19 protein-coding genes are annotated in these 21,602 nt (G+C 73.9%); 10 read left to right on the plus strand and 9 right to left on the minus strand.

Annotated features, from left to right (window positions below; translation table 11 throughout):
• The first annotated feature begins 397 nt into the window (after positions 1–397).
• The 3 genes from ACIBF8_RS13375 to ACIBF8_RS13385 all read left to right on the plus strand — a co-directional run bounded on the left by ACIBF8_RS13375 (position 398) and on the right by ACIBF8_RS13385 (position 2,224).
• Positions 398–1,084 carry a BON domain-containing protein gene (locus ACIBF8_RS13375; RefSeq protein ID WP_396782956.1) on the plus strand — a complete coding sequence of 229 codons (687 nt, stop codon included), beginning with the start codon at positions 398–400 and terminating at the stop codon, positions 1,082–1,084.
• 97 nt (positions 1,085–1,181) lie between these two features.
• Entirely contained in the window at positions 1,182–1,679 is a 498-nt protein-coding gene (locus tag ACIBF8_RS13380; protein ID WP_396782957.1) for a redoxin domain-containing protein, read from the plus strand.
• On the plus strand, positions 1,676–2,224 hold the full coding sequence (locus tag ACIBF8_RS13385; protein ID WP_396782959.1) for a DsbA family protein: 549 nt from the start codon (positions 1,676–1,678) through the stop codon (positions 2,222–2,224). The genes ACIBF8_RS13380 and ACIBF8_RS13385 overlap by 4 nt, the downstream gene beginning before the upstream one ends.
• Before the next feature lie 6 nt (positions 2,225–2,230).
• On the opposite strand, the gene ACIBF8_RS13390 is transcribed toward ACIBF8_RS13385, so the two are convergent.
• A complete protein-coding gene (locus ACIBF8_RS13390) occupies positions 2,231–5,143 on the minus strand; it encodes a LuxR C-terminal-related transcriptional regulator (protein WP_396783125.1) in 2,913 nt (970 codons plus the stop codon).
• A gap of 76 nt (positions 5,144–5,219) precedes the next feature.
• On the opposite strand from ACIBF8_RS13390, the gene ACIBF8_RS13395 reads away from it, so the two are divergent.
• The 5 genes from ACIBF8_RS13395 (at position 5,220) to serS (ending at position 10,552) form a co-directional block, all read left to right on the plus strand.
• Positions 5,220–5,687 (plus strand): hypothetical protein, encoded by a 468-nt coding sequence (locus tag ACIBF8_RS13395; protein ID WP_396782961.1) that lies wholly within the window; start codon positions 5,220–5,222, stop codon positions 5,685–5,687.
• Positions 5,684–6,832, plus strand: coding sequence for an alcohol dehydrogenase catalytic domain-containing protein (locus tag ACIBF8_RS13400; RefSeq protein ID WP_396782962.1), 1,149 nt, complete (start codon positions 5,684–5,686; stop codon positions 6,830–6,832). The genes ACIBF8_RS13395 and ACIBF8_RS13400 overlap by 4 nt, the downstream gene beginning before the upstream one ends.
• Before the next feature lie 50 nt (positions 6,833–6,882).
• Positions 6,883–8,064 (plus strand): saccharopine dehydrogenase family protein, encoded by a 1,182-nt coding sequence (locus tag ACIBF8_RS13405; RefSeq protein WP_396782963.1) that lies wholly within the window; start codon positions 6,883–6,885, stop codon positions 8,062–8,064.
• A gap of 43 nt (positions 8,065–8,107) precedes the next feature.
• Complete coding sequence (locus ACIBF8_RS13410) at positions 8,108–9,172, plus strand: MerR family transcriptional regulator (protein ID WP_396783127.1); 1,065 nt, start codon at positions 8,108–8,110, stop codon at positions 9,170–9,172.
• Positions 9,173–9,268: 96 nt separating this feature from the next.
• Positions 9,269–10,552: a serine--tRNA ligase gene (serS, locus tag ACIBF8_RS13415; protein ID WP_396782965.1), complete on the plus strand. Its 1,284-nt coding sequence runs from the start codon at positions 9,269–9,271 to the stop codon at positions 10,550–10,552.
• On the opposite strand, the gene ACIBF8_RS13420 is transcribed toward serS, so the two are convergent.
• From ACIBF8_RS13420 to ACIBF8_RS13435, 4 genes are read right to left on the minus strand one after another with little or no spacing between them, the layout of a single operon-like run.
• Positions 10,538–11,539, minus strand: coding sequence for a cytochrome c biogenesis CcdA family protein (locus ACIBF8_RS13420; protein ID WP_396782967.1), 1,002 nt, complete (start codon positions 11,537–11,539; stop codon positions 10,538–10,540). The genes serS and ACIBF8_RS13420 overlap by 15 nt on opposite strands.
• Positions 11,536–12,153, minus strand: a complete 618-nt coding sequence (locus ACIBF8_RS13425; RefSeq protein WP_396782969.1) for a TlpA family protein disulfide reductase — start codon at positions 12,151–12,153, stop codon at positions 11,536–11,538. The genes ACIBF8_RS13420 and ACIBF8_RS13425 overlap by 4 nt, the downstream gene beginning before the upstream one ends.
• 32 nt (positions 12,154–12,185) lie before the next feature.
• On the minus strand, positions 12,186–13,649 hold the full coding sequence (locus ACIBF8_RS13430) for an NADH-ubiquinone oxidoreductase-F iron-sulfur binding region domain-containing protein (protein ID WP_396782971.1): 1,464 nt from the start codon (positions 13,647–13,649) through the stop codon (positions 12,186–12,188).
• Positions 13,649–15,298 (minus strand): hypothetical protein, encoded by a 1,650-nt coding sequence (locus tag ACIBF8_RS13435; RefSeq protein WP_396782972.1) that lies wholly within the window; start codon positions 15,296–15,298, stop codon positions 13,649–13,651. Before ACIBF8_RS13435 ends, ACIBF8_RS13430 begins: the two co-directional genes overlap by 1 nt.
• 277 nt (positions 15,299–15,575) lie before the next feature.
• Here ACIBF8_RS13435 and ACIBF8_RS13440 point away from each other — a divergent pair, with 277 nt between their 5' ends.
• Positions 15,576–17,021 (plus strand): alpha-amylase family glycosyl hydrolase, encoded by a 1,446-nt coding sequence (locus ACIBF8_RS13440; protein WP_396782973.1) that lies wholly within the window; start codon positions 15,576–15,578, stop codon positions 17,019–17,021.
• Between the two features lie 75 nt (positions 17,022–17,096).
• Positions 17,097–18,008 carry a L,D-transpeptidase gene (locus ACIBF8_RS13445; protein WP_396782974.1) on the plus strand — a complete coding sequence of 304 codons (912 nt, stop codon included), beginning with the start codon at positions 17,097–17,099 and terminating at the stop codon, positions 18,006–18,008.
• Between the two features lie 16 nt (positions 18,009–18,024).
• On the opposite strand, the gene ACIBF8_RS13450 is transcribed toward ACIBF8_RS13445, so the two are convergent.
• From ACIBF8_RS13450 to ACIBF8_RS13465, 4 genes are read right to left on the minus strand one after another with little or no spacing between them, the layout of a single operon-like run.
• Positions 18,025–18,657, minus strand: coding sequence for a response regulator (locus ACIBF8_RS13450; RefSeq protein WP_396782976.1), 633 nt, complete (start codon positions 18,655–18,657; stop codon positions 18,025–18,027).
• The gene (locus tag ACIBF8_RS13455; RefSeq protein WP_396782977.1) at positions 18,654–19,784 is read right to left on the minus strand and encodes a sensor histidine kinase; all 1,131 of its coding nucleotides are present in this window, start codon (positions 19,782–19,784) and stop codon (positions 18,654–18,656) included. Before ACIBF8_RS13455 ends, ACIBF8_RS13450 begins: the two co-directional genes overlap by 4 nt.
• Positions 19,785–19,810: 26 nt before the next feature.
• Entirely contained in the window at positions 19,811–20,611 is an 801-nt protein-coding gene (locus ACIBF8_RS13460) for an ABC transporter permease (RefSeq protein ID WP_396782979.1), read from the minus strand.
• A 1-nt stretch (position 20,612) separates the two neighbouring features.
• On the minus strand, positions 20,613–21,512 hold the full coding sequence (locus ACIBF8_RS13465; RefSeq protein WP_396782980.1) for an ABC transporter ATP-binding protein: 900 nt from the start codon (positions 21,510–21,512) through the stop codon (positions 20,613–20,615).
• Positions 21,513–21,602 lie beyond the last annotated feature (90 nt).

Here is a 21,602-nt window from a genome sequence, read left to right on the forward strand (position 1 = left end):
GTCGACGCCGGTGGAGGACGCCGGGCTGAGTATCCGCGTCTGCGGTTCCTCTCGGGATGGAGCCCCGGGGGACGAGGTCGATCGCCTGGTGCCGCCGTGGCCCGGGGGACGAGCACGACGACGGGAACGCGCGGAGCTGCCCTGGCTCCCACCACCCGACGCGACGGCTCCCGCAATCGAGGAACGCGATTACCGTAACCGAAACCCGCTCGCTTTGGAAGCGCTCCCATCATTGATATCGGTTGGCGGTCCTCCCCGGAGCCGCCCAGCTCCGGCCACGGCGTCACCCGGTCCGGGCGAGGACGGCTCACCCTGTGCGGCGGCAGGATCGCAGCACGGCGGACCTCCGGCCGCAGCCGCCACTCGGTCCGCCATCGGAACAGCGGAGGAGGGACAGATGGCCATCGCGGAGATCAATCGCACCGACCAGGACATCCAGTCCGCCGTCCTCGACGAGCTGACCTGGGAACCGCGGGTGCAGCCGCACGAGATCGGCGTGACCGTCGCCGAGGGCGTCGTCACCCTGACCGGCCGCGTGGACAGTTACGCCAAGAAGTGGGCCGCCGAACGGGCCACCCATCGGGTCGCCTCGGTCCGGGCGGTCGCCAACGACGTGGCCGTCCAGCTCACCAGCGGCACCGAGCGCGCCGACACCGACCTGGCCGCGGCGGCCAGCCACGGGTTGGAGTGGGACGCGTTCGTGCCCATCGAGAAACTTGAGGTCACCGTCTCGGCCGGCTGGGTGACCCTGCACGGCGATGTCGAGTGGGAGTACCAGCGCCGAGCCGCCGAGCGCGCGGTCGCCCGGCTGACCGGCGTACGCGGGGTGAGCAACGGCATCACCGTCCGGCCGGCCTCCGCGCCGGACGGTCGCAACCTGGCCGATCGGATCGTCGACGCCCTCGCCCGGGCCGGAGCGACCGAGGCCGAACGGGTCAGCGTCCGGGTGCACGGTGACACCGCGATACTCGCCGGGTTGGTGCACTCGATGCCCGAGCGGGCCGAGGTGGAGCAGGTGGCCTGGTCCGCGCCGGGCATCCGGGAGGTGCAGAACCACATCGCGGTCGCCCCGGTGCTGCGCTGACGGAGCGCTGCGCTGCGCTGAGCCGGGGGGTGAACGAGCGCGGAACCACCCGGGGTGGGTGAGGTCGCCTCACCCACCCCGGGAACAGGCTGGTGGCATGAGTGATCCGAACGGGCTGATCCCACCAGGGCGCACAGCGCCCGGTTTCACCCTGCCGGCCACCCCGGACGGGGCGTCGGTTGGGCCTGAGCAGTTCCGTGGCCGGCCGGTCGTGCTCGCCTTCTACCCCGCCGACTGGAGCCCGGTCTGCGGTGACCAGATGTCGCTCTACCAGTCCGCGGCACCCGTCTTCGCCCAGTACCAGGCGGTGGTGCTCGGCATCTCGGTGGACAGCATCTGGTCACACCGGGCGTTCGCCGAGAGGCGGGGCATCGAGTTCCCCCTGCTGGCCGACTTCGAGCCCAAGGGCGAGGTGGCACGCCGCTACGGCGCGTACCTGCCCCAGGGTGAGGCGGCCCGCGCGCTGGTGGTGCTAGACCCGGCAGGAACGGTGACCTGGAGCTATCTGTCGCCGCCCGACGTCAACCCCGGTGCCGACGGCATCTTCGACGCGCTCGACCAACTCGCCGCCGATCGGAAGGTGATGGCCGGATGAGTACGCCACTGCAGGTCACCGCCCGACTCCGGGACCCGGTGACCACCGAGGACCACATCCGGGGGCCGGCCGACGCGGCGGTGACCATCGTCGAGTACGGCGACTTCCAGTGCCAGTTCTGCGGTGCCGCGTACCCGAACCTGCACGAGTTGCTGCGGCAGCGGGCCGACATCGTACGGCTGGTCTACCGCTACTTCCCGATCGCCAACGTGCACCCGTACGCCGAGCGGGCCGCCGAGACGGCTGAGGCCGCCGGTGTTCGGGGCCGGTTCTGGGAGATGCACGACTGGCTCTACGAGCATCAGGACCAGCTCGACCCGGTGCACCTCTCGCTCGGTGTCGAGCAGGTCGGTTTGCCGCCGGACGAGTTGAACGCCGAGGTGGAGAGTCGTGCGCACGCGGATCGGGTGCGGCGGGACTTCGTGGGCGGCATCCGCAGCGGGGTGAACGGCACCCCCACCCTGTTCGTCAACGGTGTCCGGCACGAGGGCGGGTACGACCTGCCCGATCTGTTGGCGGCCGCGGACGCCGCCGCCAACGCCTGACCACGTTCAGATCAGCCGCAACTCGCGCGCCCGCCGGACTGCCTCGCGCCGGCGGGTCGCGTCGAGCTTGCGGTAGATGTTGCGGACGTGGGTCTTCACCGTGTTGACCGAGAGGGACAGCTCGCTGGCGATCTCCACGTTGGACAGGATGCTCTGCAGGTAGCGCAGGATGGTCAACTCCCGCTCGGTGAGCGGTTCGTTGAGCGTGCCCGTCGGCCCGGCGGCCGGCCCGGCGCTGCTCTCCCCCGCGCCCCGCACCAGGTCACTGACCAGCGCGAAGTGCGCGGTGCCGGCGTCCAGGTGGGCGGCCAGCAGGTCGCGCACGGGCGGTTCGGCACGAGTGAAGACCCGCCGGCAGCCCTGCGGGCCGGCCAGGTCCAACGTCTGCTCCAGGATCCGGCCGGCCCGACGCCCGTCTCCGGCGCGCTCGGCCAGCACCGCGTCCAGCAGGCCCGCGTTCAGGCGTACCGGTAGCGGCCAGGCCGTGGCCGCGGGCGCCTGCCAGTCCGGCAGGGTGCGCCCGGCGGCGGCAGCGTCGCCGGCCCGCAGCTGCACCTTCGCCAGCGTCACCGCGAGCACCGGGTCGGTGTCCCCGTCGGCGGCGTCGGTCAGCAGATCGCGGGCTGCGTCCAGGTCGCCCCGCTCGGCACGCAGTTCGGCTTCGGCGGCCCGCAGCAGGCCGGTCAACTCGGCTGTGGACGGCCGGTCGGCCAGCGCCTCCCGGGCCCGGACGAGCAGCCGTTGCCCGGCGGCCGGGTCGCCGGAGTCGCGGTGCAGCTGGGCTCGGCACAGCGCGGCCACCGCCACCGCCACCGGTTCGCCGGCGGCGGCCAGCCCGTCGTCGCTCGCCGCCGCGTCGCCGACCCAACCGCCGGCGACGTCGAACGCCGGGAGGGCCAGGGCGAGGTTCGCGGCGGCCTCCTCGGCCTGGTCACGCTGCAGCGCCACCACGGCGAGAGCCAGGTACGCGTAGCCGCAGTCGAGTCGACACGACCAGCCCCGACAGGGTGGCATGCCGAGCGCGTCGCGGGCCGCCTGCTCGGCCGCTCGTAGCTCACCGCGCACGGCGAGCAGTAGCGCCGCTCGGCTGGCGCCGACCAACTCGGTACGCGGTCGTCCGGCCTCCCGAGCCGCCGCCCGGGCCCGGACGAACCGGGCGGTGGGCAGTGCGCCGTCGGCCAACTCGACCAGCCCCAGAGCGGTGCCCGTGAACGCCCGCAGGTCCAGGTCGTCGGCCGCACCACCGCCAGCCGCCGTCGGCGCGGAACTGGTCGCCCCGGTCGGGACCCGGGTCGGCGTGGCCCCCGACGGACGGGTCCGCAGCAGTCGCGCGGCGGCGGCCCGGGCCTCCGCGCGGTCGTCGGCGAGCCGGGCCACGGTCAACTCCAGCGCGGTGACCAGCCGCAGGAACCGGTCCCGGCGCGGCACCGGCAGGCCCGCGGCGTGCTCGGCGGCGGCCCGCAGGTGACCGGTGGCCGCCGGCAGATCACCGAGGTACGCGCGCTCGGCGGCGCAGGCCAACGCCACCTCCGGGTCGGCGCGGATCACCTCCGCTGGCGGCGGCGCGGGTGCCGGGGCGGGCACCGAGTCCCGGTCGTAGCGGGTCAGCTCCGGCCAGTGCGCGACGAACAGGTCACCGGCCAGGTCCCAGCGGCCGGCGGCCAGGGCGTGCCGCAGGGCGTCGGCGGGCCGACCGGCGCCCGCGTACCACTGCGCGGCCCGGACATGCAGGCCGCGCAGGTCGTCGGCGGGCAACCGGGCCAGGTCGGCGCGGAGCAGGTCGGCGAGCAGCGATTCGCACCGGTACCAGGGCGGCCGCGTGTCCTCCCGGTGCAGCAGACCACCGGTTCCGGCCAGGTCGGCCAGCGCCTGACCGGCGTCGGCGCGGCCGGTCAGCGCCTCGGCCAGGTCGGCGCACACGCTGTCGACGACGGCGGTACGGCGCAGCAGGTCCTGCTGGGCCGGGTCGAGCGTCGAGAGCACCTCCTCGTGCAGGTAGCCGGCGATCTCCGGTTGATCGCCCCCGAACTGCGCCACCCAGCGCTCCGGGTCGGGCTGTCCGCGTACCGCCAGGGCCGCGATGCGCAGCGCGGCCGGCCAGCCGCCGGAGCGCTCGCGCAGCCGGTGCACGGCGGTCGCCGGCAGCGCGGCGCCGTGCGCGGTGAGCAGGTCCGCCACCTCGTCGTCGGTGAACGCCAACTCGTCCGGCCCGATCTCGGTCAGCTCGCCGGCGAGGCGGAGCCGGTGCAGTGGCAGGTGCAACCCGGCCCGCGCGCCGATCACCAGGCGGAGCCGTTGCCCGGCGTGCCGCAGCAGGAACTCCAGACCGGTCAGCGCCGCCGGGTCGGCGACCCGGTGCAGGTCGTCCAGGATCAGCAGCACCGGCTGGTCCGCGGCGGCCAGCGTGGCGGCCAGCGCCTCCAGCTGATCGGGGCGCGGCGGCCGGTCCGGCACCGGGCCGTCCGCCGCCGAGCCGGTCGCCGACCGCAACGCCGCCGCGAGGTACGCCCAGAGCCGGTCGCCGTCGTCACCGGCCTCCACCGACATCCAGGCCGAGACCGGGCCAGCAGCGGATGGAACGGACAGGTCGCCGGAGTCCGGCACGATCGTGCCCGGCTCGGCCTCGGGCGGTGCGCCACCCAGCCGCACCCAGGAGGCGAGCAGGGTGGTCTTGCCCCAGCCGGCGGGCGCGGCGACCAGGGTGACCGGCCCGGCACTGCCCTCGTCCAGCCGGCGCAGCAGGCGGGGCCGGGCCACCACCGGCTCCGGCGGCACGGCCGGGGTCAGTCGGGACGCCAACAGCGGTGGTCCCGGCGCCGGTTCGACCCGTACGCGATTCTGTTCCGGCACCCAGCCCCACCCCCCACCGCACGTTCCGCCCCCGGTCGGCGAGCGGTTACCCCGCGCGGGCCGGTTCACCCCTTCCGGGCGAGCGGGCTTCACCCGGACGCGACCGACGATCGGGGGACGTGAACCGGGAGGACGGGTGGTACCGATGGGACGGCTGGCGCGGGCGGGACCCGCCCTCGGCGGCACGGCGCTGACCGGAGCGGCGCGGTTGCTGCGCGTACCCCGGTGGCTGGGTTGGCCGGGCGATGCCGCCGCGCGCGGCCGGCGGGGCGCGGACGCCGACCCCGCCGCGCCGGCCCGGTGGGAGGTGGTGACCGTCGACCGGCCTCCGGAGCAGGTGCTTCCCGACGGCCGCTGGCCCGAGCCGCTGCGCCGGCTGGACGGCGCGGTCGAGGTGCGGGTGCGCCCGGCGCCCGGCGACCGGGGCACCGAGCTGGCCGCCCGGCCGCTGGTCGGCGTCACCCCGCCCACCGGTCTGGCCGCGCACCTGGTCGGCGACGACCCGGGCCTCCTGGTCCGCCGGACGCTGCGCCAGGTCAAGCAGCGGGTGGAGGCCGGTGAGGTGCTCCGCGCGGACCGCTCGGCGCTGGATCGTCCCGAGGTCCACGGGTGAGGGCGTTGTGCTGGGTGGCCGCCGGCGAGTTGGCGGTACGTGAGGTGCCCGACCCGGAGCTGCGCAACGAGCGTGACGTCATCGTCCGGGTCCGGCGCAGCGTCACCTGCGGCGGTGACCTGCCGTTGCTGGCCGGCCGGCACCCGCTGCTGCGCGCCGGCGACGTGCTCGGCGCGGAGTTCCTGGGCGAGGTGGTCGAGGTCGGTCCCGGGGTCCGCCGCCACCGCGCCGGCGACCGGGTGGTCGTCGGCGCGAGCGTCGCGTGCGGTGGCTGCTGGTACTGCCGCCAGGGCCTGCACTCCTGCTGCGACAACGCCCATGCCGACCCGGCCAGCGCCGACCCCGACTGGGCCGGCTCGGACGGCGGCTGCTTCGGCCGGCCCCGGGCGGCGGGCGGCTTCGCCGGTGGCCACGCCGAGTACGTGCGGGTGCCGTACGCCGACGTGGGCGCGTTCGGAGTGCCGGACGCGGTCGACGACGACCGGGCGGTGTTCGCCGCGGACGCCGCGCCGACCGGCTGGTTGGCCGCCGAGTTGGGTGCGGTGCGCCCGGGTGACGTGGTGGCGATCTGGGGCGCCGGAGCGGTGGGCCAGTTGACCGCGCGGGCTGCGGTACTGCGTGGTGCCGCCCGGGTGCTGGTCGTGGACCGGCACGAGGAGCGGTTGCGGATGGCCGAGCGGCACGTTGGCGCCGAGTCGTTGGATTACCGCCGTACCGACGTCGCGGCGGAGCTGCGCGACCGCAGCGGTGGGCGCGGGCCGGACGTGTGCGTGGTGGCGGTCGGCCCGCCGCCGGCCCGGTCGATCGTGGACCGGTTCGGTGGCCAGCAGGCCGACCGACCGGACGCGTTGCGGGAGGCCGTGCACGCGTGTCGCAAGAGCGGCGTGGTGGTGGTGCTCGGCGGGACGCAGGGGTTCGTCGACGCGTTCCCGTTGGGCGCGCTGACCGAGCGGCGGCTCACGCTGCGTGGCGCCCGTCGACCGGATCTGCGGGACGTGCCGATGCTGCTGGACCGGATGGCCCGCGACGAGCTGCGGACCGAGCACCTGGCCACCCACCGCCTGCCGTTGGCGCAGGGCCCCGAGGGGTACGCGATCTTCCGGGACCGGGCCGACGGCTGCGTTCGGGCCGTCTTCACGCCGTGACCTCCGACTCGTGAGGGCTTATCGGTGACCACGAATGGCAGACTCTGGGGATGACCGGGGAGCGGACGTACGACGTGGTGCTGTTCGGAGCGACCGGGTTCACCGGCGGCCTGACCGCCGAGTACCTGGCCCGACACGCGCCGGCCGGGCTGCGTTGGGCGCTCGCCGGGCGCAACCCGCAGCGCCTCGCCGCCGTACGGGACCGACTCGCCGCGATCGCCCCCGGGCTGGCCGACCTGCCGCTGCTCACCGCCGACGTGACCGACGCCGACTCGCTGCGCGCGGTCGCGGACAGCGCCCGGGTGGTGGCCAGCACCGTCGGCCCGTACATCCATCACGGTGAGCCGCTGGTCGCGGCCTGCGCGCGGGCCGGCACCGACTACCTGGACATCACCGGGGAGCCGGAGTTCGTCGACCTCATGTACGTGCGCCACCACGCCGAGGCGACCCGCACCGGCGCGCGGTTGGTGCACGCCTGCGGGTTCGACTCCGTCCCACCCGATCTGGGCGCCTGGTTCACCGTCAAGCAACTGCCCGCCGATGTGCCGGTCACCGTGGACGGCTACGTACGCGCCGGCGGTCGGTTCTCCGCCGGCACCTACCACTCCGCGCTCACCGCGTTCTCCCGTACCGGGCAGGCCAGCAAGGCCGCCCGGGACCGGCGGGCGGTCGAGCCGCGCCCCACCGACCGTCGGGTCCGGGCGGTGCCCGGCCGGCTGGCCCGCTCGGCGGAACTGGGCATCTGGACCGTGCCGCTGCCGACCATCGACCCGCAGGTGGTCCGCCGCTCGGCGGCGGCCCGCCCCGAGTACGGTCCGGACTTCCGCTACCGGCACTTCGCCGCGGTGAAGCGGCTGCCCACCGTGCTGGCCGGCGCGGCCGGGCTCGGCGCGCTGATCGGGCTGGTGAAGCTGCCGCCCAGCCGGCGCTGGCTGCTCGGCCGGCTCGCGTCCGGGCAGGGGCCCACCGCGCAGCAGCGGGCGTCGTCCTGGTTCCGGGTCCGGTTCGTCGGCACGGGCGGCGGGCAACGGGTGGTCACCGAGGTCGCGGGCGGCGACCCCGGCTACGACGAGACGGCGAAGATGCTCGCCGAGTCGGCGCTGTGCCTGGCACTCGACGAGCTGCCACCGACCTCCGGCCAGCTCACCCCGGTCGCCGCCATGGGTGACGCGCTGCTCGACCGGCTCGTCCGGGCCGGGCTCACCTTCCGGGTGCTGGAACGCTCGGCTTGACCCTCGACCGGGTCGAGGGGGCAGGATGCCCAGCGTGAGCGACCTGCACAGCATCGGCGAGTTGGCCCGGGCCAGCGGCCTGACCGTCAGCGCCCTGCGCTTCTACGACTCGGCGGGGGTGCTGGAGCCGACCCTGGTCGACCCGCAGACCGGCTACCGCTGGTACACCGAGGAGCAGATCGCGCCGGCCCGGTTGGTGGCCGGGCTGCGCCGGATCGGCATGCCGGTGCCGGAGATCGCCGCCGCGGTACGCGCCGAGCCGGCCGCCGTGCACCAGCTGCTCGACGCGCACCTGCGCCGGCTCGCCGACGGGCTCAGCGACGCCCGCCGCGAGGTCGCCCGGCTCCGCGCCCTGGTGGACCCGGCCCCGCCGACCGCCACCACGCTGCTGGTCTCCCCCGCTGCCCTGGCCGCCGCGCTCGACGCGGTGCGTTTCGCCGTCGGCGTCGACCCGCAGCTGCCGATGCTCGCCGGGGTGCTGTTCGACGTGGAGCCGGACGGCGTCCGGCTCGTCGCCACCGACCGCTACCGGCTCGCGTTGGCCCGGGCCGGCGCCGACGTCGACGGATCGCCGGTGCGGGTGTTCGTGCCGGTGGCCCTCGTCGATCAACTCCGACCGCTGCTCGACACCGCCGACACCTGGCCGGTGCGGCTGACGGTGGTCGGCGCGGACCTGCGGGTGCGGGTGGCCGAGCGCACGGTGACCGGCACCGCCCTGCCGTACGACTTCCCGGACTACCACCGGCTGCTGCGCAAGTCCGTCGGGGAGCGGCCGACCGCGCGGCGGATCCCGGTGGACGTGGCCACGCTGCGCGCCGCGCTGGCCGACCCGGCGGCCCCCACGGTCGCCTGCGACCACGACGGCACGACCCGGGAGGTCACCGTGCTCGGCGTCGACGACCAGGGCGGGCTGCGGCTGCTCCCGGCCGCCGACCTGGGCACCGACGCGCTGCGGGTGGGGGTGGACGGTGGCTACCTGCTGGACGCGCTGAACGCGGCCGGCGCGCCGCAGCTGGTGCTGGAGCTGGACGGGCCGATCGCCCCGCTGGCCGTACGCCGACCGGACGACGCGGACACCTACTCGGTGCTCATGCCGATCCGGCTCTGAGCCGGCGGCCAGCACTCCCCGTCCCGGGAGGAAAAGCCCGCGACGGTAGCATCTGGTGGTCCACCTGTGACCCCGGACGGAGGCGTACGGAGCAGCATGCTCGACATGGAGTTGATCCGGAAGGATCGCGAGGCGGTGGCGGCCGCGCTGGCGAAGCGTCTGGATCCCGCCGAGGTCACCCGAGCCCTGGACGAGATCCAGCGGCTCGACCAGGAACGCCGCGCCCTGATCACGGAGATCGACGCCGAGCGGCAGCGCCGCAAGGCCGAGGCCCGGGCGTACGCGCAGGCGAAGCGCGCCGGCGAGGAGCCGCAGGCCGTCGCGCCGGAGGCCGAGCGTAAGCAGCTCGCCGAGCTGGAGTCCCAGCTGGACGGGGTGCAGGCACGGCTGCGCGACGCGATGAGTGAGCTGCCCAACCTGCCCAGCGACGACGTCGTGGCCGGCGGCAAGGAAGCCAACCGGGTGGTGAAGACCTTCGGCGAGCCGCCGGCGATCGAGAAGGTCCGCGACCACGTGGAGCTGAGCCGCGCGCTGGGCCTGGTCGACTACGAGCGTGGGGTCAAGCTCGGCGGGTCCGGTTTCTGGATCTACACCGGGATCGGCGCCCGGCTGGAGTGGGCACTGCTCAACTACTTCGTCGACCAGCACATCAAGGCCGGCTACGAGTTCCTGCTCCCGCCGCACCTGCTGCTGGACTCGGCCGGCTTCGCCGCCGGTCAGTTCCCCAAGTTCTACGACGACGTCTACCACCTGGACAGGGACTCCGCCCCGCGCGGGCAGTTCCTGCTGCCCACGTCGGAGACGGCGATCCTCGGTGCGTACCAGGACGAGATCCTGGAGACCCCGAAGCTGCCGCTGAAGGCGTTCGCGTACACCCCGTGCTACCGGCGGGAGTCGGCCGGCTCGCACTCGGACGAGCGCGGCACGGTGCGGGGGCACCAGTTCAACAAGGTGGAGATTTTCCAGTTCACCCTGCCGGAGCAGGCCGACGCGGCACTGGAGGAGATGCTCGCCCACGCCGAGAGCCTGGTTGAGGGGCTGGGCCTGCACTACCAGCGCACCCTGCTCTCGGCCGGTGACGCCAGCGCCTCGATGAAGAAGACCCTCGACATCGAGGTGTGGATGCCGAGCACCGGCAAGTACAAGGAGGTGTCGTCGGTCTCCTGGGCCGGCGACTACCAGGCCCGCCGGGCGGCCATCCGCTACCGCGAGCCGGGCGGCAAGCAGACCCGCTTCGTGCACACCCTCAACGGGTCGGCGCTGGCCACCAGCCGACTCTTCCCGGCCATCCTGGAGCAGTACCAGCAGGCCGACGGCAGCGTCCTGATCCCCAAGGTCCTCCAAGACCGCCTAGGCACCGACCGCCTAACCCCCCGCTGACCCGCCCTCCCCGTCCCCGCCCTCCCTCGCACTCCCCGCCCCCGCACTCCCCGCCCCCGCACTCCCCGCCCCCGCACTCCCCGCCGATCTTGCAGTTTCTGTCGTTGAATTGCAGCGCTCTGCGGCTTTTGTCGCGACAGGAAGTGCAAGATCGCGGGGGTGAGGGCTGGGGCGGGTTAGGGCTGCCAGCAGGAGCAGGGCCGCTAACGCGGCCAGGAGCAGGGCCGGGCCGATGGAGTCGAGGGCGTTGGCCAGGGTGTGTTGCAGCTGGGACGCCGCTCGGATGACCGGGTCTCCGAGGGCGTCGCGGCGGCCGGCGGCGAGCCGTAGCTCGTACCAGCCGTACCAGGCGACGTAACCCCCGGCGAGCAGCAGCACCAGGCCACTGAGGCGGGGCACCAGCGCGCCCGCGACGCGCAGCCGGGCCACCAGCCCGTCGCGCAGCAGCGCCACGCCGAGCGCGGCGACCGCGACCACCAGACCCATCCCGAGGGCGTACGCGCCGAACAGCGCCAACCCCTGGCCGGTCGAGCCGGCCTGGAGGCTGGTCACCACGATGGCCAGGAACGGTGCGATGGCGCAGCCCAGCGACGCCAGCGCGTACGTCGCGCCGAACAGCGCCATCGACGGCCAGGACCGGGTCAGCCGGGGCGCCCGGGCGGACCAGCCGGGAGCGGGCAGCCGGCGGCCGGCGGCCAGCCAGCAGCCGGCCACCACCAGCAGCACGCCGAGCACCACGGTCAGCCACGGCAGGCGGGGTCGCAGCCAGCCGGCCAGCGGCGCGAGCGCCAGGCCGAACGCGCCGAACACCAGCACGTACCCCAGGGTCAGCCCGGCCGCCGCGGTGAGCGCGCGGCCGACCGCACCGCGGGTGTCCGACCCTCCGGCGACCAACAGCGAGAGGTACGCGGGCAGCAACGCGAAGCCGCACGGGTTGACCGCGCCGAGCATGCCGGCGGTCAGCGCGAGCAGCAGTGCGGCGGTCACGCCCCGGCCAGTGCGGCGACCCGGGCGGTGAGCGCCTCACCGTCCAGGAAGCCCTGGTGGACGACCGTGCCGTTCCGGTCGATGATCACGAAAATGCTCTGCTCGGTCACCTTGAACCGCTTCCAGAGCGCGCCCTTGCTGTCTTCGATCTGCGGCGTGTCGCCGAGGTCGAACTCGGTGACGAACTCCTTCATGGCCTTCCGCTCGCCCAGCCCGGCGACGCCGACGATCGGCACGGTGTCCCGGTATCGGGGCGCGACCTCGGCCACCGTCCACGCCTGACTGGCGCAGGTGGCGCACCACGGCGCCCAGAACCACAGCACCACCGGTTTGCCGGCGAGCTGCGCCGCGTCGAACGGGGCCCCGCCGAGGGTCGTCCCGGTGAAGCGCAGCACGTCCGGGACCTGCGCCGGGGCGGCGGGCGGGGCGCCGGTCGCCGGGTCGGTCGGCGCGGGCGCGGCGCCGGTCGAGGCCGGGGCCGATCCGGCGGCGGCAGGCCCACCCGGCGCGGTGCCGGTACAGGCGGCAGCGCCCAACAGGACCACGACGAGCGCCCCGGCGGTGGCGGCGCGGCGCAGCTGCCGGGCCCCTGTCCACGCCATGCCGATCCGCATCCGCTTCTCCGTTTCTGGTCCGGAAGGGACCCTTATTCGGCCTTGGCGAGTCGGAGAGCCAGCTCCGGGCACACCTTGACCGCCTTCAGCGCGCCCTCCCGCAGCCAAGTCGGCACGGGGGTGGCCGGGAAGGCGGGATATCCGTTCGCGTCGAGCCGGATGAAGTCCGGTACGACGTGCGCGCACAGGCCGTGCCCGTCGCAGCGCGACCAGTCCAGGGTGAGCTTCTGCGGGTTCGCATCGGGTGCCCCGGGCAGCCCCATCACACCCTTGACCCGTCGGCCGCAACCGTCGCCGGTGCTGTGCAGCCGCAGGTCGTCGGCGAAGACCTCGATCGCGGAGAGCGCGAATCGGGCGGTGCCGTCGGGGTGGCTGCACGCCCCCCGGCCCTTCACCTCGCCGGCGGCGGCGCGCACCACGTCCGCCGGTTGGCTGCCCGCGACCGCGAGGTCCACCGCGCGGGCCAGGTCCGGCAGGCCCATCTTGCACGGTCCGCACTGGCCGGCGGACTCACCGGCCAGGTAGCGCACCACCTGCGCGGCCTCACCGAGCGGGCAGGTGTCGACACCGATCGGGACGATGATGCCCGCGCCGAGGGTGCCGCCCACCGCGGCCAGGCCCTTGCGGGACACCTCGGCCTTCTCCGCGGCCTCCGGGGTGATCCACTTGCCGTGGTAGCCACCCATCAGGATGCCCTGGACGTCCGGGACCTCGCACAGGTCGAGGACGTCGCGCAGCGGCATGCCGGCGGTGCACTCCACCACGGCTGGCCGGCCCGCCGCGCCGGTCACGGTGAGCAGCACGGTGCCCGGCTCGTCGTCGGTGCCGAGCGCCGCGTACTCGTACGGGCCGAGTCGCGCGCCGACGGCGAGCTGGGCGTACGTCTCGGCGTTGGACAGTAGGGTGGGCAGGCCGCTGACCCCGGAGTCGCTGGAGCGCTTCTTGGTACCCGGTGGGATGTGCGGCAGGCCGTTGATCCCGTTGACCAGTGCGCCACCCTCACCGGAGATGAATCGGTGCGGCACGGTGACGATGGTCGTCTGCACCGGCATCCGGCGCTCCTCGAGCGCCTCCATCAGCGAGTCCCGGCCGACCCCGTCGTCCGCCACACCGATCACGATCTCGTCGGCGTCCAGCGCGTACGCGGCCAGCGCCGCGCCGTCGAGGATCAGGTGCGGGGCGCGGGTCAGCAGCACCTTGTCCTTCCAACTGGCCGGCTCCCCCTCGGTGGCGTTGACCACCACCACGGCGGCGAGGTCCTGCCGCTCGCAGGACTCCAGCACCGCGCGCAGTTTTCGGGCGAACGGGAAGCCCGCCCCGCCCTTGCCCTTGAGCTGCATGCCCTCGGCGAGGCGGAGCAACTGCGCCGGCTCCATCGGGCCGATCGGTCCGTGCACCTCCTCGTGTGCGAGCAGGTCGAGCCGGCCGTACTCGGCGAAGCCGGCGGTGAGCCGGGGCTCGCCCACGCAGGCGACCGGTGGCACGGCGGTGCGCATCACTTCGCCTCACCCCGCAGCCCTGCCCAGTACGCCCCGTCCACGGCGTCCGCGCTGGCCTTGCGGCGCTTGGCGGACCGGCCCTCGCCGGCGGCCCGTCGCGCGCGCCGGGATGCCAGGTCGACCAGGGTCGGGGTGTCGTCGACGGGCGGCGGCACCTCGTCCGGGACGTACCGGGCCGGCGGGCGCCAGTAGTCCGGCTCCTCGGGCAGGTCGTCCTCGGCGCTGTGCCGGCCGCTGCCGCTGCGCGGCGCCGACGAGATCGGGCTGCTGGAGATCGGGCTGCTGGAGATCGGGCCGGCCGAGATCGGGCCGGCGGAGATCGGCTCGTCGGCCTGCCACCGGCGCGGGCTGTCCCAGGGCTCCTCGGGCTCGTCGAGGGTCGGCTGCGGGGGCACCGAGTAGCGGCTGCCGTCGTCCTCGCTGCGGGACCGGCGACGGGACCGCTCGGCGGCCGGCTCTTCGGCGCGTCGCCGTCCGGTCGGAACGGCCTCGTCCCGGGTGCGGGAGCCGCGCCGCCGGGTCACCGGCTCCAACTCCTCCTCGTCGCGGCGACGGGTGTCGGTCTCGTCCAGGCTGCGGCGGGCCGACCGGCTGGTCGTGGGCTCTTCCGCCCGTCGGCTGCGCGAGGAGCGCTCGGTGTCGCGGCGGGCCGCCGGCTCATCCTCCCGCCGACGCCGGCTCGGCCGGGTCGGGTCGACGAGGGAGCCGGGCTCGGGCACCACCGGGACGGTGAACCGTTCGGGGTCCCGCCGTGCGGCCGGCGCGGCCCAGGTGGCGGTGGTGGTCTCCGCCCAGGCGGGACGCTTGTCGGCGGCCTTGCTGCGCCGACCCAACCCGGCCAGCAGCGATCTGGCGGTCTTCGCCTCGTCGGCCCGGGCAGCCATCACCGCGTTGCGCACCGCGGCCTGGTGCTGTTCGCGGCTGCGCCGGCCGATGGTGACCGAGAACCGGACCAGCAGGGCCAGCACCACCACCAGGATGCAGCCGAGGTAGCTGAACACCACCCAGGGCGCCGCGGCCCGGCCGGCGTTGAGGCCGTGCAGCACGGCGAACGGCCAGGCCAGGTACGCGGTGGAGTGCAGCGTGCGCCACAGCCACTTCGGACCGACGCCGGCGAACCGGGCCCGGATGATGCCGGTCCAGATCACGCTGACCATCAGCAACGCGGCCACCGTGCCGAGCCCGACGTAGAGGCCCCGGCCGCCGACGAACGGCACCACCGCGTCGGTCGCCGCCGCCCGCCCGGTCGCGATCTTGGTGAGGACGTGGAAGCCGAGCCCGGCCACGCCCAGCACGCCGGTGGCCCGGTGCGCCGACTGCATCAGCACCCGGTGCGAGATGCGCAGCACCAGCCGGTCGGTGGCGAGCAGGCCGAGCATCACGGTGAGGCTCAACGCCACCAGGGAGACCACCCCGGCGAAGAACTCGGTGAAGAAGAAGCCGTACGCGTACGCCGTCTGACCGGCGCCGGTCAGCATGATCGCCGCCCAGAGCGCGGCGAGCACCGACGCGATCAGCAGGGCGGTCGCCGACCGCGACCGGGTGCGCACCCCCCGACTGCTGGCGCTGGTCCGGACGGTCGCCGCCTTCTTGTCCTGCTGTGCCCGGGCCATCTGCTCCTCGATCGTCTCGCGGCGGCGTACCACCGGCCGACCCCTGCTCCCCCATCCAGTACGGACCGGCAGGGCGCGCGGATCACCCGCCGCCGGAATTTTCTGGGCCGAAATCGAACCGAGGAGCACGAGCGTGCGTTGTAACCCCTCCCACACCGGTCCGGACAGTGACGAATGTCCATACATTGACAGTCGCTGCAACACGCTTGTAACATTTCAGAAAATTTCAGCCCGGGTTGCAAGATATGGACAACCCGTGCGCTCCCCCACCGCACCACCACCGTCACCCCCGCTCCCGTCAGGAGTCCCCATGCACCGACGCCGACGCGGCTCGGCGATCCTCGCCCTCGGCCTGGTCGCCAGCCTGCTCGCCCCCGCCACCGTGCCGGCCACCCCGGCCGGCGCCGCCCCGGCCGGCGGCAAGAAGGTCATCGTCCAACTCTTCGAGTGGAACTGGCCCTCGGTGGCCAGTGAGTGCCAGAGCACCCTCGGCCCGAAGGGTTACGGCTACGTCCAGGTCTCGCCCCCGCAGGAGCACGTGCGAGGCAACCAGTGGTGGCTGGCGTACCAGCCGGTCAGCTATCGGATCGAGTCCCGCAAGGGCACCCGGGCCCAGTTCCAGTCGATGGTGAACACCTGTCACACCGCCGGGGTCAAGGTGATCGTCGACGCGGTGATCAACCACATGTCCGGTCAGGACAACGGCGGCACCGGCTGGGCCGGCTCGTCCTACTCGCACTACGACTACCCGGGCATCTACCAGACCCAGGACTTCCACCACTGCGGACGCAACGGCGGCGACGACATCGCCAACTACAACGACCGGTACGAGGTGCAGAACTGCGAGCTGGTCAACCTCTCTGACCTGAAGACCGAGTCGGACTACGTCCGCACGAAGATCGCCGCGTACCTCAACGACCTGCTCTCGCTCGGCGTCGACGGCTTCCGGATGGACGCCAGCAAGCACATGCCGGCCGCCGACATCGCCGCGATCAAAAGCAAACTGTCCCGCTCCGCGTACGTGGTGCAGGAGGTCATCTACGGTGCCGGCGAACCGGTCCAGCCGACCGAGTACACCGGCAACGGCGACGTGCACGAGTTCCGCTACGGCAAGGACCTGGCCCGGGTGTTCCGGTCCGAGCGGTTGGCGTACCTGCGCAACTTCGGCGAGGGCTGGGGGCACCTGCCCACCGGCCCGGCCTCGGTGTTCGTCGACAACCACGACACCCAGCGCGACTCCGGCGGCGTGCTCACCTACCGGGACCGGGGCATCTACGCGCTGGCCAACGCCTTCATGCTGGCCTGGCCGTACGGCTCGCCGACCGTCATGTCCAGCTACACCTTCAGCAACCGGGATGCCGGCCCACCGTCCGACGGCGCCAACAAGACGCTCAACACCACCTGCTACTCGGGCTGGGAGTGCGAGCACCGCTGGCCGGTGATCGCCAACATGGTCGGCTTCCGCAACGCCACCGAGGGCGCCGGCGTGGCCAACTGGTACGACAACGGCAACAACCACATCGCGTTCAGCCGCAGCGGCAAGGGCTTCATCACCGTCAACGACGAGGATTCCGCGGTGAACGGCCGCTCCTACTACACCGGGCTGCCCGCCGGTCGATACTGCGACGTCATCCACGGCACGTACGCGGGCGGCACGTGCAGCGGACCGGTGATCACGGTGGACGGAAACGGCTGGTTCGCGGCCAACGTGCCGGCGCACGACGCCGTGGCCATCCACATCGGCGCGCGAATCTGATTCGACCAGGGCCTCCGGACGGCGGGTCTCGCCGAACCGGGGGCCCCGAAGCGTTCGCCACCATAGAGTGGTTTCGTGCCGTTTGACCGAAAGACTCCGTACCGTCGTCGCGGCCTCTGGGTGGCCGCCGCCGTCGGCGTACCCGTGCTGCTGGTGACCGCGCTGCTGGTCGGCCAGGCCCTCACCCCCAGCTCGACGGCCCCCGACGACCGCAACGTGGTGGTGGCCGACCCGACTCCGAGCAGTGTGGAGCAGAGCCCGGAGGAGTCGATCCCTCCGGCCGCGCCCGCCCCGGACGGGCTGCCGGTGGTCGACTACGACCCCGCACCCGGAGGGTTCCCCGCCGATCCGGCCACCATGGACGTCACGCCGCTGACCGACGGTGCACACCCGACCAGGCGAATCGCCGCGTACGACGCGCCCGGCGGCCGTCCGCGCGCCTTCCTCGAACCGACGATCCGCGGTGTCGAGCTGACCATGCCGATCGCCCAGCGGCGTGCCGGCTGGATCGCCGTCCTGCTGCCCTCGGCCAACCGACGGCTCGCCTGGCTGCCTCCCGGCGGGTTCGAGACGGTGCCGCTGCGCGACCAGATCGTGGTGGAACGCAAGGTGCACCGGCTCACCTGGTACCGGGCCGGAAAGGCGGTGCGCTCCTGGGAGGTCAGCCTCGGCCAGTCGGGGCAGGAGACCCCCCTCGGGCGGACCTTCATCCTGGGCCGCACCCCACCGCCGGAGGAGGTCTACGGCGGGGTGGACATCTACGCCCTCGGTTCGGTGCCGGACGACCCGGAGTCGGTGCCGTCCGGGCTGCGCGGCGCGCACATCGGGGTGCACACCTGGTACAACGACGACGAACTGGGCGAAAACACCACCAACGGCTGTATCCGGCTGACCCGCAGCGGTCAGCGGGAACTGCTCGCCGAGGTCCGTCCCGGCAGCAGCGTGGTCGTGGTCGACCAACTGGCCGCCCCGCCGCCGACCGCCTGAGCGCCGGCGCTCCCGGTCACTCGCCGAGCAGCCAGCCGTTCTGCTCGGCAACCCGGATCGCATCGGCGCGGTTGCGCGCACCGGTCTTGCCGATCGCCGCCGACAGGTGGTTGCGTACCGTCCCCTCGGACAGGTGCAGCGCCCGGGCCAGGTCGGCGACGGTGCCACCGCCCCGCGCGGTCCGCAGCACCTCGGTCTCCCGCTCGGTCAGCGGGCTGACCCCGGCAGCCAGCGTCTCCGCGGCCAGCGTCGGATCGACGACCCGCAGGCCGGCGTGCACCCGGCGGACCGCGTCGGCGAGTTGCCGGGCCGGGGTGTCCTTGACCACGAAACCGCTCGCCCCGGCCTCCATCGCCCGGCGCAGGTAGCCGGGTCGGCCGAAGGTGGTCACCACCAGCACCCGGCAGGTCGGCAGCGCGGCCCGCAACGCGGCGGTCGCGGCGATCCCGTCCAGGCCGGGCATCTCCACGTCCAGCAGGGCGACGTCGGGCGTGTGTCGAAGGGCCTCGGGCACCACCTCGTCGCCCCGGCCGACCTCGGCGACCACGGACAGGTCCTCCTCCAGCGAGAGCAGGGCGGCCAGCGCACCCCGGACCAGGGCCTGGTCGTCGGCGAGCAGCAGCCGGATCGGCACGGGCCCGCCGCTCACCGGGCCTGCCCCGGCGCGTGCACCCGCAGCAGAAAGCCACCGCCCTCCGGCCGACCACCAACGGTCACCACCGCGTCCAGCCGCTGCGCCCGCTCCCGCAGGCCGACCAGCCCGTGCCCGTTCGCGTCGGGAATGGACGGGCCACGACCGTCGTCACTGATCTCGACCCGATCCGGGTGCACCCGGATCACGCAGCACCGCGCCCCGCTGTGCCGGACCACGTTGGTCACCCCCTCCCGTACCGCCCACCCGAACAACCGGTCCCACTCCTCCGGCAGGTCCGGCACCTCGGCCGGCAGATCCGCCGCGATGCCCGCCGCGGCCAGCGCGGAGCGGGCGCCGGCCAGCTCCGCGGCGAGGCTGACCTCGCGGTACGCCCCGACCGTCTGTCGCACGTCGGCCAACGCGGCCCGGGCCAGCGCCTCCACCTCGGCGATCTCGACGGCCGCCCGCTCCCGGTCGACCTCGATCAGTCGCCCGGCCAACTCGGCCTTGATCGCCACCACGGTCAGCGAGTGCCCGAGGATGTCGTGCAGGTCGCGGGCGGCGCGGGACCGCTCCTCGGCGACCGCGAGCCGACCGATCTCCTGCTGGGCGGCCCGGAGTTCGCTGTTGCGCTGGGCCAACTGGGAGAACCCGAACATGGCGAACGAGGCGAGCAGCACCGCGAAGACGATGCCCTTCTCCGCCTCCCACCCCGGCACCAGCGAGGACGCCAACACGGGGGTCGCCGCGCAGAGCAGCACGGTTACCAACGCCTCCCACCGCGGCAGCAGGAACACCGCCGCCGCGGCCACGTAGACCAGGATGGCCAGCCAATCCCCACCGGTGCCCGGGATGCTGGCCAGCCCCACCGCGAGCAACAGCGCCAGCCCGGCCCGTGCCCGGCCGGTCGGGATCGGCAGCAGCGACTGGCGCAGCTTGCGGGCCCACTGGAACAGCAGCACGTAACCGACGCCGAAGACGACCAGGGCCAGCACACCGAGGATCCGCCGCCACGGCTCCGGCTGGTGCAGCGCGGTGGCGAGCGGCACGTTGAGGAAGAACAGCCAGACCGCGGCCAGCAGCCAGCCGGTGAACCGCCAGTGGCGGCTCACCGGCCAGGGCTGCCCGGTCGAGAGGTCCATCGGATCCACGCTAACGGCCCGGGCGGTCAGACCCGCGCGGTGTCCCGGCGGAACAGCCGGGCCGCGCCGACGCCGAAGACCAGCCCCCAGCCGACAAGGTTGGCCACCGCCGCCAGGCTCACCCCCTCTCCGGTCAGTGGGGCGCGGGCCAGCACACCCATGCCGTACACGGGGGTGAACTTCGCGACCTGTTGCAGGACCTCCGGCAGCACCTCGACCGGGACGAACAATCCGCCGAACATGGCCAGCACGGCCAGGATCGGGCCGATGAACTGCATGACGTTCTCGGCCGGCAGCAGGTAGCCGATGAAGAGACCGAACGCCGCGAAGACCAGCGAACCGATCCAGGCGGCCAGTCCGGACAGCAGCCAGACGTACGCCGGGATCCGGACGCCGGCCGCGGCGCCCACCAGGAACTCGACGACGACCGCGAGCAGTCCGAGGGTCATCGCGGTGACCAGCTTGGTGGCCACGTACGCGGCCGGGCGCAGCGGGGTGAGCCGCAGCTGGCGGCTCCAGCCCAACGCGCGCTCGGTGGCGACCGCGCCACCCGCGCTGGTGGTGGCCACCATGGCCGCGTACACGGCAAGGCTGATCATGACGTACGCGGTCACCGGTCGGCCGTTGTCCAGGCTCTGCCCACCCTGCGGCAGACCGAAGATGAGGAAGAAGACACCCGGCATGATCAGCGTGAAGGCGAGCGTGCGGCGGTTTCGCAGCACCCGGCGCAGCTCGATGCGCAGGACGCTCGGGGAGAACCCGCCCAGGGCGGGTAGCCGACGGTCCGGCTCCGGGACAGCGGCGCGGGTGGGGGTGGAGGTGGTCATCTCAGGCTCCGGTCTGCGCGACGGTCAGGGCGAGGAAGGCGTCCTCGAGGTTTTTGGAGGTGATCTCGACGTCCCGGGCGGCGGTCCGGGTCAGCAGATGCCGGGCGATGGCGTCCGAGTCGCCGGTCCGCACCAGCACGCTGTCTCCGCGTACCTCCACGGCGTCCACGCCGGGTAGCGCGGCCAGCGCGGCCTGGTCGGCGCCGGGCAGGGTGGCCCGCACCGTCCGACCGGCGGCCAGGTTCTTGATCTCCGCGGTGGTGCCGTCGGCGACGACGCGTCCCTGCCGGACCAGCACGATCCGATCGGCGTACGCGTCCGCCTCGTCCAGGTAGTGGGTGGCGAAGATGACGGTCCGGCCGCCCCGGGCGTCGCGACGGAGGGCCTGCCAGAAGTCCCGCCGACCCTCGACGTCCATGCCGGTGGTCGGCTCGTCGAGCACCATCAGGTCCGGGTCGGGCAGCAGGGCCAGCGCGAAACGCAGCCGCTGCTGCTGACCGCCCGAGCAGCGCCCGACGACCCGGTCGGCGATGTCGGCGATGCCGGCCCGCTCCAGCACCTCCGCCGCCGGGCGGGTGTGCCGGTAGAAGTGGGCAGTCATCCGTACCGTCTCGCCCACGGTGAGGTCCTTGAGCAGCCCGCCGGTCTGGAGGACGGCGGCTACCCGACCCCGGGCCACCGCGTCGTCCGGGGTGCCGCCGAGGACGCGCACGGTGCCCGCATCCGGGCGGGCCAGCCCGAGCAGCATGTCGATGGTGGTGGTCTTGCCCGCGCCGTTCGGGCCGAGGAACGCCACCACCTCGCCGGGCTGCACCCGCAGGCTCAACCCGTCGACCGCGGTGACCGCGCCGAAGCTCTTGGTGAGGCCGTCCAGCTCGACAGCCGATCGCGTACTGGTCATGTCGACAATGCTCGGGCGACGCGTACCCCGATGCCCGGAGCGGTCGTCACCTCCGGACCGTGACATTTGTCAGGGGGTTGGATTCCGGAC

The sequence above is a fragment of the Micromonospora sp. NPDC050276 genome (assembly GCF_044459545.1).
Taxonomy (GTDB): domain Bacteria; phylum Actinomycetota; class Actinomycetes; order Mycobacteriales; family Micromonosporaceae; genus Micromonospora.